We start from the raw sequence: 13,660 nt of genomic DNA on the forward strand, positions 1-13,660 counted from the left end.
TAAATCCGGTTCGTGCATGCATGGTAGCTGACGCGGCGGATTATCCATGGTCAAGTTACAGTGCCCGCACAGGGCTGGTGCCTGATAGTGACTGGCTTGATGTTGATGCTTGTTTTTCCATATTGGGAGATACAACGCTGAAGCGCCGCGAAAATTATAAGGTATTTGTGAAGCAGTCCGTTTCGAGTGATGAGACGAGAATTATTCGTGAGGCGTTGCAACGGGGGCAGCTTACCGGAACTGCTCGTTTCATTGAAGAAGTTGAGAGGATTGCAGGCGTTCGTATTGAGCGCCGAGGGCAAGGGCGGCCGAGGTTGGATGGTGGTAAATAAATCTGTCCCCTTTTTGGTCGTCACCCCCTTTTTGGTCGCTTTTTGCTCGTCCTGAACGTAACCTACAGGTATCCAATCAAGTGTGTTCAGAAAACCCGAGAGCCTTACACAGGTAAGGTTCTCGGGTTTTTTTTGCCCGTCAGAAATGTTTTCCCTGGCTCCCTCAGCCCGTTCATCCAAGCGATAGGTTCTTTTTTACTGATTTTGCCGGTAACTCCTGACTTCCGGTCTTTGATTGTTGGTTTTTATTTCTTTGCGCAATATTTTTTCGGTTTTTTTGAGCTTTTTGGATTTTTCTTTGGATTTTTTCATTCCGCAAACTCAACAACGCAATTTGTATCAAACTATGTTCGTTTAGTATTGGATCCAATCAGTCGGCATTGCCGGTGGTGTGTCTGACACAAACAAACTGCTGAAAAAGGAGAAACGCCATGATGCTCAAGGACCCTTCCCGCAAATATCGCCACTTCACCACGGTCAACCTGCCGGATCGCACATGGCCCAGCACTGTCCAGGCTGCTGCTCCCACCTGGTGCAGTGTGGATATGCGTGATGGCAACCAGGCTTTGATCGAGCCGATGAATGCCGAGCGCAAGCGGCGTTTCTTCGATTTGCTGGTGAAGGTCGGTTTCAAGCAGATCGAGGTGGGCTTTCCTGCCGCTTCGCAGACCGACTTTGACTATGTCCGTGAGCTGATTGAAAGCGGTTCGATTCCTGATGATGTGACGATTCAGGTCATGACCCAGGCGCGCAGCCACCTCATCGCACGCACGTTTGAGGCGTTGAAGGGCGCGCCTCGCGCCATCGTGCATGTTTACAATGCGACGGCGCCGGTGTTTCGGGACGTTGTCTTCAATGTGGACAAGGCGGGCTGCATCGAGATTGCTACCCAGGCAACACGAGAGATCAAGCAGCACATGGACGCGAACCCCGATACGCAGTGGACGTTCCAGTACTCCCCGGAAACCTTTTGCTTCACCGAGCTGGATTTTGCATTGCAGGTGTGTGAAGCGGTGACGGATACGTTCGGGCCGACCCCGAGCAACAAGATGATCCTGAATCTGCCCACCACCGTGGAGGTGTCTACCGCCAATGTCTTCGCCGACCAGATCGAATGGTTCTGCCGGCACTTCAGTCGCCGTGACAGTGTGGTCATCAGCGTGCATCCGCACAATGATCGGGGCACTGGAGTTTCCACCGCGGAGCAGGCGTGCCTGGCCGGTGCCGAGCGTGTCGAGGGCACGTTGTTCGGTAACGGTGAGCGTACCGGCAACGTCGATATCCTCACGCTGGCGATGAACCTCTACACCAGCGGCATCGATCCGCAGTTGGATTTCTCCGACATCCTGCACGTCCAGCGTGAGGTGGAGTTCTGCAATCAGTTACCGACCCATCCTCGTCACCCTTACGCCGGTGAGTTGGTGTTTACCGCGTTCTCCGGCTCGCATCAGGACGCGATCAAGAAAGGCTTTGCGGCGCGCCAGGCCAATCCGCAGGGCATGTGGGAAGTGCCGTATCTGCCTATCGATCCTGCCGATATGGGCCGTAGCTATGAAGCGGTGATTCGCGTGAACAGCCAGTCGGGCAAGGGGGGAGTGGCCTATCTGTTGGAGCAGCACGGCATTGTGATGCCGCGTCGCTTGCAGATGGAGTTCAGCAGCCTGGTACAACAGGAAGCCGATGGCTCCGGCCAGGAAATCAGTGGCGAGATGATCCTTGCCTGCTTCACCCGGCATTACCTGGAGCAGGGCAAGCCTTACGCGTTACGAGCCCCCAAACTGGTGAGCGAGGGCGATGTGACTTACCTGGAGGCCACCCTTGAACAAGGTACACAGCGCATCGACTTGAGTGGCGAGGGCAACGGCCCGCTTGCGGCGCTGGTCGATGCGTTTGCCCAGCGTGGCATTCATTTTGATATCGCCGATTACCACGAACATGCCACCCGTGACGGTGCCCAGGCTGAGGCGTTGGCCTATGTGGAAATTCGCGTGGGCAACCAGTTGCTGTTCGGCGCCGCTCGCGATGGCAGTAGCCTGCTCGCTTCCCTCGAAGCGGTCACCAGTGCGGTCAATCGTGCATCGCGCCTGGGCCTGCTCAGCGTGGTGAATGCTGCGGTGCCGTCCTGAGATGAACGCGCATACCGCATTGGCGGCACTTGCCGGTAATTATGGCCACGGTGACATCGTGGCCTCGCATCGACATGACGAAGGCCAACTGGTCTACGCCATCAACGGCGTGATGCTTGTGTCGGTGGAGGAGACCACCTGGGTGGTACCTTCCGGGCATGCCCTGTGGGTGCCTTCAGGTTTGGAACATCAGATCCGCATGACCGGCGAAGTGCGCATGCGCACTTTGTTGATCTCACCGGGAGCGCACCGTCGTTTGACGGAGGAGTGCGAGGTCATCAGGGTTTCACCCTTGCTGCGCGAGCTGATTGTGGCCGCCGGCGATGAGCCTGACAGCCACCCGGCGTCGTTGCGGCATGTACAGATTGTCGAGCTGATTTTCTCGGAACTTGACCGTGCGCAAAGGGTGCTGGCTCACGTGCCGATACCGGACGAGCCTAGGCTCAAGTCTCTGTGTGCGGACTTTATCGACAACCCTTCTCAGGAGTCGAAACTGGAGAGTTGGGCGGTGCAACTCAATATGAGTTCACGCACCTTGGCTCGGCTGTTCCAGAAAGAGTTGGGCATGAGTTACGGCGAGTGGCGCAAGCGCACGCGGCTGCTGCTCAGCATGCAGCGGCTGGCCAGTGGTGCCTCCATCCTTGAAGTGGCATTGGAGCATGGTTATCAGAGTCCGAGTGCATTTACCGCGATGTTCAAACGCACCATGGGCTACACCCCGAGTAACTGTCGCTTGGTCTGAATCTGACTGGCGATAGCACCACCTCCTTTTGAACATGGCCCCGCCTCCAGGCAGGGCCATGTTTACCTGTGCCTGGTGTATGGAGCCTGCGGCGCAGAGGGCGCGCCGGCACATTGTCCCAATCGAAACGATGGTTGTCTGGAACTCGGGAGATGCGCAACCGGTTGCTCTCTTACCCTGCGTCTCTACTTGGCATTCTGGATTTCTTCGATGGGTTCGCCTTCTCTTTTCCCACGGCATTACCGTCTTTCGCTGCTTGGCATGGCGGTGGCGTTGTTGGCGGGTTGTTCGTCCTGGGTCGCCCATACACCGGCACAGCCACATCCGGAACGCATCAATGCCCTGAGCCACCTGCCCCAAGGTGTCTCGGACCAAGTGTTACCTGAGCGCTGGTGGCAGTTGTATAACGATCCGCAACTCGATGCGCTGGTGCAACAGGCGTTACTGCACAACCGCGACCTGGCGGCGGCCCAGGCCCATGTGCAAGCGATGCTGGCCGGGATCCAGCAGGCTGATGCCGAGCGCTGGCCGTCCACCCAGGCGTCGCTGGGGGCCGCTTATGGCAAGACGGCCGATGACCAGACGCTGGCCAAGGCCACCGATAGCCATGCGCCGTCAGAGTGGGCATTCAACCCAGGCTTCGAGCTGGCTTATCAAGTGGATGTGTGGGGCCAGGTTCAGCGCACCATTGAACGTGCCCACGTGCAAACCGCAGCGGCGCAGGATGCCGAGGACTTGCTGCGCATCACGGTCGTGGCGCAAACCACTCGCGCCTATGTGAATGCCTGCGCCCTGGGGGCGCGTGCCAAGGTACAGCGCCATTCGTTGGACGTGGTCGGGCATAGCCTGGCGTTGACCGATCGCCAGCGCCAGGCCGGTGTGGTGACAGACCTTGAATACAGCCGCATGCAAGCCCTGCAAGGCGAAACCCAGGCGTTGCTGCCGATGTTGGAGGCGCGTCGACAAGCCGCGCTCTACGAATTGGCCATGCTGACCGGCGTCGCTGAACTGGACCAAGGCTCTGGCGCCGCAACGTGTGAAGTGGTGCCCCAACTCAATGCCGAGTTGCCGGTGGGTGATGGCTGGCAACTATTGGCGCGCCGCCCCGACATACGTCAGGCCGAGCGCGCGTTGCAGGCGGCCACGCTGCAAGTGGATATCGTCCAGGCCGACCTGTACCCCAAGGTGACCTTCGGCGCTTCAGTGTCCTCCTCGGCCAACAAACCCCATGAGCTGGGGGACAGCAGTGCGGTGATGTTCGGCATCGGCCCACTGATTACCTGGCAGTTCCCTAATTGGCAGGCCAACCGCGCGCGGGTCAAGCAGGCACGGGCACTCGAGCAGGTGGAGGTCGCGCAGTTCGAGGCCAGCGTCCTCAAGGCCCTCAAGGAGGTGCGCCAGGCCCTGGCGTTGTACGACGGCGAACGGCAGCGCCACGCGGCCTTGAGCCGGGCGCTGGACAGCAGCCGCCAAGCCTACAAGTTGGCCCAATTCAACTACGACGCCGGTTCTATCGACTTTCTCGACGTGCTGGACAGTGAGCGTGAACTGATCCGCTTGCAGGCCACGCGCGCCGACGCCGATGGCCAGTTACTGCAACGCCAGATCGGCCTATTCCGTGCCCTTGGTGGCGGTTGGCAGTCCGGCGCCGTCGATACCCCGGCCGCTGCGCCCACCCACGCGTCTATCCCTTCTTCCGGTACCCAGCCATGAATATCGCCGTTGATGAAAAAACTGCTGTCCAGGACGAGCAGGAGAATGTGCTCGAGCAACTTATGCATGCGCGTAAGCAACGGCGCAAAAGAAACCTGATCCTGCTGGGCGGCGCCGGGTTGTTGATCGCGGCGGTGGTGTTCGGCGTGTACTGGATGACCGTCGGCCGCTATCTGGAGCAGACCGATGATGCGTATGTGCGGGCCGACTGGATCCCCATCAGCCCGAAAGTCTCAGGCTACGTGGCCGAGGTGATAGTAGAGGATGATCAGCCGGTCAAGGCAGGGGATGTGCTGGTACGCATCGAGGACCGTGACTACCAGGCCCGCTTGGCACAAGCCCGCGCAGAACTGGCCGAGACCCAGGCCTCGGTGGCAGCGCAAGAGGCCAACTTGACAGTCACTGACAGCCTGATCGCCCAGCAAAAGGCCGGGGTTGCCCAGGCTGAGGCCCATGCTCGCAGTGTGGCCGCTGAGTTACGCCGCGCAAGCCTTGACCAGCGTCGCTACGAAGGCTTGGTGCGCGAACATGCTGCCAGCACGCAGCGTCTGGAAACGGCCGCCGCCAGTTACACCCAGGCCAATGCTGCGGTGGAAATTGCCAAGGCGATGCAACGCCAGCAGGAAACCCGCTTGACCGTGGCCACCACCCGCCGTCAACTGGCCCAGGCTTCGCTCCAGCAGCAGATAGCCCGGCGCAGCCAGGCCGAGGCGCAGTTGAACCTGGCGACGCATGCGTTGGAGGACACCTTGATCCGCTCACCCATCGACGGCGTGGTGGGGCAGCGCAAAGTCCGTACCCGCCAATACGTCGCGCCAGGGTTGCCACTGCTGGCGGTGGTGCCTTTGCAGCAGGCTTACGTCGTGGCCAACTACAAAGAAACTCAATTGCGCGATATGCGTGCCGGCCAACCGGTGGATATCAGCGTCGACAGTTATTCGGGGCGCAAGCTCAAAGGCCATGTGGTGAGCTTCTCGCCAGGCTCCGGGGCGGTGTTCGCACTGTTGCCGTCGGACAACGCTACCGGCAACTTCACCAAGATCGTGCAACGCTTTCCAGTCAAGATCGTCATTGATGAGCATGACGAAGGCGGGCCCATCCTGCCGGGCATGTCGGTGATCACCACGGTGGACACCCGCCCAGCTGAGCAGGGCGCTGCACATGACTGAAGCGGTTGAAAAGAGCGTCTCCTTTCGCGCCTGGGTGGCGGTGATCGGGGGGCTGTTCGGCTGTTTCATGGCCGGCATGAACGTGCACGTGACCAGCGCCGCGCTGCCGGAGATCGAAGGCTCCCTGGGCGCGACGTTCGAGGAAGGCTCGTGGATTTCCACCGCCTACCTGGTCGCGGAAATCGTGATGATCCCGCTGACCGCCTGGTTGGTGCAGGTGTTCTCTCTGCGACGTGTGATGCTCGTGGGCTCGTTTGTATTTTTGGTGGCGTCCATTGCCTGCTCCTGGGCGCCCAACCTGGAAGTGATGATCATCATTCGGGTAATCCAGGGCGCTGCCGGCGCAGTGCTGATTCCCTTGTCATTCCAGCTGATCATCACTGAACTGCCGCCCAGCAAGATCGCGATGGGCATGGCGCTGTTCGCGTTGTCCAACAGCGTCGCCCAGGCCGCCGGGCCGTCCATTGGCGGCTGGCTGACCGATGCCTATTCCTGGCGCTGGATCTTCTACCTGCAACTGGCCCCCGGCATTCTCTTGCTGTTGGCGGTGGCATGGTCGATCGATGCCAAGCCCATGCAGTTGAGCCTGCTCAAGCGCGGCGACTGGGGCGGGATCATCGCCATGATCGTCGGCCTGGGTGGCTTGCAGATCGTGCTGGAAGAAGGTGGCCGCAAGGACTGGTTCGGCTCCGATTTCATTGTATGGATGTCACTGATTGCCGGCGTTGCCTTGGTGTACTTCGTGCTGTCGCAGTTGTATGGCAGTCGCTCCTTCATCAACCTGCGCCTGCTCAAGAGCTACAACTTCGGCGTGGCCAGCGCAGCGATGTTCATCTTTGGCGCGGCCACCTTCGGCCTGGTGTTCCTGGTGCCCAATTACCTGTCTCAGTTGCAGGGCTACAACGCCCGGGAGATTGGCATCAGCCTGATCGCCTACGGCATGGTGCAACTGGTACTGGCGCCGTTCATGCCGCGCCTGATGAAGTGGCTCAACCCGAAACTGATGGTTGCCAGTGGCTTTTTCATCATGGCCCTGGGGTGCTATCTCGGCGCGCACCTGGACGTGGACAGCGCCGCCAACGTGATTATTCCGTCCACCGTGGTACGGGGCATCGGGCAGCCGCTGATCATGGTGGCGCTTTCCGTGCTGGCGGTGTCTGGCCTGGCCAAAGATGAAGCCGGCTCGGCCTCGGCCTTGTTTTCCATGCTGCGTAACTTGGGTGGTGCCGTGGGCACGGCGGGCCTGACGCAGATCGTGGCCATGCGCGAGCGCTTTCACTCTGAGCGGGTAGGGGAGTCGATCACCCTGTTTTCCCCGGCCTTTCAGGAGCGCCTGCGCGCCAGCATGGCCGACAGCGAGGCTTTTATCTTCAACCAGCTATTACCCGCTCAACAGCAGGTCCTTGAGGGCTTGATCCACACCGTGCGTCGTGAGGCGTACCTGATGGCCTACAGCGATGCGTTCTATGTGTCCTGTATTGCTTTGATCTTGTGCGGGGTCGCGGCCCTGGCATTGCGCCAATCAGCAAAGAACTGAACTCATTACTGCCCGCAGGTAATACGCGGGCGCTTATCAGCGGTAAGAGGGAACTTGAATGGTAAAAAGGCGAATGGCCGCGTTCATAGACTAGTTAATTGCTAACTTAGCAATTCCATACAGTTTGTTTGCACTCCCTTGAGGGGTGTTAGCCAACTATTGCCTGGCGAAGTTGATTTTATTAACTTTGGTCGGGCTTCTGTTGTTGTGGGTTTTACAACTTGGAAATAAATTGTATTAATTTTCCAAAAAACACTTGCTGATCATCATGAACTTCCTCTAAGTTTCGTCTTGCTTCGACGGCTGACCTTTGGGTCACGGAAGCATAACCCTACAACTTAATTGAATAAGACTCTAGCACTGGCCAAGAACGGCGAGGCAGGCCTGCTTATGCCTGAAAAAAGGTAAGCGGGTATCTCTCGAGTGGTCAGCGTTAACTAAAGCCTGATAAGGAGCGCAACATGGAAGATAAAAAGACGCTGTTGAACGCCAAGAAAGTAGAGCTGGGCAATCATCGGATCTTTGCTGAAATCAATTCGCTGCCGGTCCTACGCGCCTTTATGGAAACCCATGTGTTTGCGGTGTGGGATTTCATGTCCCTGGCCAAGCGCCTGCAACAGGACCTCACCTGTACTCGCCTGCCTTGGCTGCCTCCCGTGGACCCGGCGGCCGCGCACCTGATCAACGAAATCATCCTGGGCGAAGAGTCCGACCAGAACTTGCAAGGCGGTCACTACAGCCACTTCGAACTCTACCTGCATGCCATGCGCGAAGTCGGCGCCAGCACCGACAAGATCGAACACTTTGTCAAACTGATGCGCGAAGGCGTCGATCTGAAAACGGCCTTGAGCCGTTGCGGTGCAGGCCTGGCAGCGTCGGCTTTCGTCACTGACACCATCGAAACCGCCATCAACGCTTCCACCCACAGTGTGGCTGCTGCGTTTTTGCATGGCCGTGAAAGTGTCATCCCGCAGATGTTCCAGCGCATTCTGGACGATTGGGATATCACCGCAGACGACGCGCCAACCTTTCGCTATTACCTGCAGCGCCACATCGAAGTCGACTCGGAAGACCACGGCCCGGCGGCAGAAAGCCTGTTGGCGCGCCTGGTCAATGGCGATGCGCAGCGTCAGGAAGAGGTCTACGTATCGGCTATCGCGGCGGTACAAAGCCGCCTGGCGTTGTGGGACAACCTGCGCGTGGCCATGGGCGAAACGGTCAGTGAGTGCGTGGCATGAACTTCGAAGTGATCGAGGCCGACCAGGCCCAATGGTTTGAGGTGACCTCTGAACGCGGTATCACGCTGACCGTCTTCAAAGACACATTGGACCCTGTTACGAAAACTGGAGTGCGTACACGTCTGGTACGTTTTCACCCTGGGGGCGGCACCCGTGAAATCTATACCCATGATTATCACGAAGAAGTGTATTTGATTGAAGGCGACCAGACAGAGCAGGCCAGTGAGGGGCGCCCGGAGAAAACTTACCGCGACGGTAGTTACTTCTTCAGGGCCGCACACACGGAGCACGGGCCGTTTAATTCGAAAGACGGATGCCTGTTGTTTGAAGTGCACTACTACTGAGTATCATGAATAAAGGAAGTAGTCATGAGAGCTGAAGCATATCAATCGTTTTCCGAGTCGTGGGAGGAAAGGGCGACCATTCGGACGCGCCCGAGACGACGCTTGGAAGATGACGAAAAGTTAATATTTCCGGCCAGTCGTCAACCATTGGTCATGAGCGCAACCTTTATGCAGGAGTGTAGTCACTTACAGCATTTTGTTCTCGTTCAGAGCTTGTATAAGTTCATTAATGATGTCGTGATTTTCGAAACCGAAATTGTCGACAAGACCGCCAGGAGCATTGCGAAAGATAACTTCGCTATCCGCTTTCCGTTTGCGTGCCGTTACGACGCGATGACCGTGGTCGTCGATGAGGACTATCACGCGCTAGTGGCGATGGACTACATGCAACAGACCATCGAGTTGACGGGCATCGAACCCATCACCTTGCCAGCGGAAATCGAGCTCAGCCGTTCTATCCCCAAGGCATTGGCCATGGCGCCCGCGCACCTCAAGGCTGCTGTCGAGCTGATCTGCGTGGCCATTGCGGAAAACACCCTGACCAACGATGTTGCCGCGTTTGCCCGCGACGACTCGGTCAAGGCATCGGTCAAGGGGTTGATGGCCGACCACTTGGCGGATGAGGGTCGACATTCGGGCTTTTGGGCCAAGTTGACGCGCATTTACTGGAATACCGCGAGCGAAGAGGACAAACGTGTGCTGGCCTCGATCATGCCGGTGTTCTTGGGTGAGTACCTGACCAACGAGATCCAGCAGGGGTTTGATTTCGCGCTGATCGAGCAACTGCCGGTGAACCCCAGCGTCAAGGCGGCGTTGCGTGAAGAGGTCGAAGGCATGAGTTTTCCGATCACGCCGTCTCACCCGCTGGTAGGCAACATCGTCCGATTCTTCAAACACAGCGGCCTGCTCGACGCTCCCTGCATGCAGGAAGCGCTCGCCGATTATCTGCGCTAGAGGACAACTTCGATGAGACATCTTGATATCGTTTTGTGCGGGCGCAGCCATGCGCTCGCCTGCCTTACGCAAGAGTTGGAACAGATGGGGCACACCGCCCGCTTGTTGACCAGCGATAACGCCATTGAGCTTTGCCAGTTATCGGCGCCGGACGTGCTGATAGACGACGCCAGCACGGCGCAACTCCCGCACTATCCGTCGTGTCATCGCCTATCTTTGCGGGCGCAGGCTGACGATGACAGTGATGTTCTCGCGCCACTGCGGGTGGACTGCCTGTGGCGTCCTGGCGATGGCGATTGGATGCTGCTGGGGCGTCGTGAAGTCAGCGCCTCCCTCGCCGGCAACGGTGCCGACCGGGCACGTGAAGCGATAGCGCAAGTGGTAGAGATGGCCAGTGTGCACATCGGGCGTTTCTCACGCAGTGCTGACTATCTTGAGGCGCCCCGTGAGCCGGTGCAGGCGATTGATCGCTTGTCGAGCCTGACCCTGTTGGATGGCCTGGCCTGGCGTCATCGCCACAATGCGAGCGCTAATACCGGCATTCTGGAGGAGGCCAGGCGCCCCTTTGTGCAGCGCTTGGCCGATAGCCTGTTGGCCAACGCCGAGCGCAACGCCCTGAAAGTGCAAGGGCGGGGTATGTCCTATGCGCAACTGCACGCTTATAGCGTTGCGATCCAGGAACGCTTGCAACCCTTGCTTGAAACCTCGACCCCAGGGTTGACGGTGGTCGGCATCTCGTTGCCCAAAGGCACTGCGCTCTATGCAGCGATCCTGGCGGTGATTGGTTGCGGTGCGGTGTACCTGCCGTTGGACCCGAACCATCCTGTCGAACGCCGTGCAGCCATCCTCAAGCATGCCGGTGCCAGCCTGCTGATCCAGGACACCGAGGCAGACAACCCGCTACCGGGCCTGGCTACCCTGGATATTGGCCATCTGGACTTCTTCCACCACGGCGCCAAGGGCTACAGCCGTGTCGCCCTGGCCCCGGATCAGAGCCTGTTGCGCGTAGCGCTGGATGGTTCGGCACCCTGTGTGGCGATCTACACGTCCGGTACCACCGGCCAACCCAAAGGCGTGTTGCTCACAGTCGACAACTTGAGCCACTTCTGTGCGTGGTATGCCCGTTACGTGGAACTGGACCGCCATAGCCGCGCCCTGCAGTTCTCGACCATCAATTTCGATGCATCGCTGCTGGATATCTTCCCGACGCTGATCCAGGGTGGCGAGTTGATCGTGCCCACCGAAGACCAGCGCCGCGACCCGGTGGCGCTTGCTGAGTTGATCCAACAGGAGCAGGTCACCCACGCCTTTTTGCCGCCGGCTTTGCTCAGCATCATCCAGCTTGAATCGCTGTACGGCATGCAGCACTTGGTGACGGGCGGCGATGTGTGCGAACCCCACGTGATCGAACAACTGGTTGGCCATTGTGCACTGCACAACATCTATGGCCCCACCGAGACCACGGTGCTCGCCACCTGCCGTACCTTCCAACGGGGGGACAACAATCGCAACCTGGGCGTACCGATTGCCAATACCGCGATTTACCTGCTGGATGAGCACGGCCAACCGGTAGGCGAAAATGACAGCGGTGAAATCCACATCGCCGGGCCAGGGGTGGGCGCCGGTTACCTGGGCGCCTTGCAAATGACGGCCGAACGCTATCGGCTGCACGAGTTGCCCGATGGCCAGTGGGTGCGCCTCTACCGTACCGGTGACCTGGCGCGTTGGACCGAGGAGGGCATCCAGATCATCGGGCGCCTGGATAACCAGGTGAAGATCCGCGGTTTTCGGGTGGAGCCGGAAGAGATCGAACACCTGCTGCAATCGAGCCAGTTGTTCCGGCAACTGGCGGTGGTCATCGATCACCAGCGCCGCATCCTGGCGTTTTTCTCCCAGCCCCAAGAGGGCGAGGGCCAGGCGGCCAGCGAGCAGTTGCAGGCCTATGCGCTCAAGCATTTGCCCGACTACATGCGCCCCAGCGCCTATTGCCTGCTGGACCGGTTGCCGGCCACGGCCAATGGCAAGGTCGACCGCAAGGCCTTGAGAGACCTGCCGGTCAACTACAAGACGCAAGGGCCGCGCCTGGCGCCCCAGAACGCCACCCAGGCGCAGTTGCTGGAGCTGTGGTCCAGGCTGCTCGACTTGCCTGGGCCGGACATTTCCGTAGATGACAGTTTCTTCAATCTGGGTGGCCATTCGATCCTGTTGTCGCAGATGCTCATGGGGATTCGCGAGGCGTTCGGCAAAGGAGTCTCGATCAACCGTTTTATTGAGCAACCCACCTTGGTCAACCTCGCCAACCTGATCGAGCAGGACGTCGAGGCCACTGCTACGGTCAGTCCGCAGGCGCTGCAAGACGCCATGATTCGGCCTGAGCTGGAGGTACTGCCCATCAGTCGATTGGGCAACGTACATAAAGTCATCGTGACCGGCTCCAACGGGTTCCTGGGTGTGCATATCGTCGAGGCCCTGCTGGAACTGGGCAGCACCGAAGTGGCGTGCCTGGTGCGCGAGTCCGGCGGCATGAGCGCGCAAGAGCGCTTCGAGGATGCGCTGATCCAGAACCGCCTTGAACATCTGGACCTGAGCCGGGTCAAGGTCCTGGCGGCGGATATCAGCAAGCCGCGCCTGGGGTTGTCCGAGCAGGACTATGAATGGCTGGATCGTGAATACGGCGTGTTGATCTACAACGCGGCCAACGTCAACCACGTGCTCGACTACGAGTCGCTGGTCAAGGACAACGTCACGCCGGTGCTGGAATGCCTGCAATTGTGTGAAGGGCGCAGCAAGAAAATTTTCAACTTCATTTCCACCCTGTCGGCCTCCAGCACGGTGGACGAGCAGGGCCGGGTATTGGAAGAACCGCCTGCCTTCACGCCGCCCATCTACATCCGCAATGGTTACAACCTCTCCAAATGGGTGGCTGAGCGCATCTTGTGGAACGCCAGTGAGTCGGGGGTGTGGGTCAATCTCTATCGCCCTGGAAACATCGCGTTCAATACGCGAACCGGTGTGTGCCAGCCTCATCAGAACCGTTTGATGCTGATGCTCAAAGGCTCCTTGCAGCTTAAGCAAGTGCCCGAACTGGCGCTCAACTTCGACCTGATGCCGGTGGACTTCCTCGCACGCTTCATTGCGTTTCACGCCAGCCGTCATAACCGCACCAAAGCGGTGTTCAACTTGCACAACCCGCTGCCTTTGACATGGGCTCACTATCTGGAGGCGTTCCGCGCGGCCGGTCACGATTTCCAGATGGTCCCGGTGACACAATGGCAGCAACGCCTGTCGGCCATCGACAGTGATAACGCGTTGTTCGGCGTGGTCGGTTTTTACCTCAATGGGTTTGAAGAAGACATTGGCGATATCTCGATGATCGAGTACCGCAATGCACTCTCAGGCATCCAGAGCATGGGCGAAGACTACCCAGCCAAGAACAGTGAGTTGCTGCAAAAAGGCTGTGACTACCTCAAGCAAATCGATTTCATCTGAGCAAAAAAAAGGAGCT

At 58.8% G+C, this 13,660-nt stretch carries 9 protein-coding genes and 1 pseudogene; all 10 read left to right on the forward strand.

Going from position 1 to position 13,660, the window contains the following annotated elements; all coding sequences use genetic code 11:
- Nucleotides 1–332, forward strand: a pseudogene (locus GIW79_RS25590) (transposase); the annotation flags it as partial.
- A gap of 431 nt (nucleotides 333–763) precedes the next feature.
- Nucleotides 764–2,458 (forward strand): 2-isopropylmalate synthase, encoded by a 1,695-nt coding sequence (gene leuA, locus GIW79_RS25595; RefSeq protein WP_034128567.1) that lies wholly within the window; start codon nucleotides 764–766, stop codon nucleotides 2,456–2,458.
- A gap of 1 nt (nucleotide 2,459) precedes the next feature.
- Nucleotides 2,460–3,200 (forward strand): AraC family transcriptional regulator, encoded by a 741-nt coding sequence (locus GIW79_RS25600; RefSeq protein ID WP_054899116.1) that lies wholly within the window; start codon nucleotides 2,460–2,462, stop codon nucleotides 3,198–3,200.
- A 210-nt stretch (nucleotides 3,201–3,410) separates the two neighbouring features.
- A complete protein-coding gene (locus GIW79_RS25605; RefSeq protein ID WP_200583303.1) occupies nucleotides 3,411–4,913 on the forward strand; it encodes an efflux transporter outer membrane subunit in 1,503 nt (500 codons plus the stop codon).
- Nucleotides 4,910–6,082, forward strand: coding sequence for an HlyD family secretion protein (locus tag GIW79_RS25610; protein ID WP_054918464.1), 1,173 nt, complete (start codon nucleotides 4,910–4,912; stop codon nucleotides 6,080–6,082). Before GIW79_RS25605 ends, GIW79_RS25610 begins: the two co-directional genes overlap by 4 nt.
- Complete coding sequence (locus GIW79_RS25615; RefSeq protein WP_236454401.1) at nucleotides 6,075–7,619, forward strand: MDR family MFS transporter; 1,545 nt, start codon at nucleotides 6,075–6,077, stop codon at nucleotides 7,617–7,619. The genes GIW79_RS25610 and GIW79_RS25615 overlap by 8 nt, the downstream gene beginning before the upstream one ends.
- A 461-nt stretch (nucleotides 7,620–8,080) precedes the next feature.
- On the forward strand, nucleotides 8,081–8,857 hold the full coding sequence (locus tag GIW79_RS25620; RefSeq protein ID WP_054898387.1) for a DUF3050 domain-containing protein: 777 nt from the start codon (nucleotides 8,081–8,083) through the stop codon (nucleotides 8,855–8,857).
- Nucleotides 8,854–9,201, forward strand: coding sequence for a DUF4437 domain-containing protein (locus tag GIW79_RS25625; protein ID WP_034128561.1), 348 nt, complete (start codon nucleotides 8,854–8,856; stop codon nucleotides 9,199–9,201). Before GIW79_RS25620 ends, GIW79_RS25625 begins: the two co-directional genes overlap by 4 nt.
- A gap of 24 nt (nucleotides 9,202–9,225) precedes the next feature.
- A complete protein-coding gene (locus tag GIW79_RS25630; protein ID WP_054918469.1) occupies nucleotides 9,226–10,155 on the forward strand; it encodes a diiron oxygenase in 930 nt (309 codons plus the stop codon).
- Between the two features lie 12 nt (nucleotides 10,156–10,167).
- Complete coding sequence (locus GIW79_RS25635; protein WP_200583305.1) at nucleotides 10,168–13,644, forward strand: amino acid adenylation domain-containing protein; 3,477 nt, start codon at nucleotides 10,168–10,170, stop codon at nucleotides 13,642–13,644.
- Nucleotides 13,645–13,660: the final 16 nt, after the last annotated feature.

Origin of the sequence: Pseudomonas sp. PA-7-1E (assembly GCF_021605325.1) — a bacterium.
GTDB lineage: Bacteria > Pseudomonadota > Gammaproteobacteria > Pseudomonadales > Pseudomonadaceae > Aquipseudomonas > Aquipseudomonas fluorescens_BV.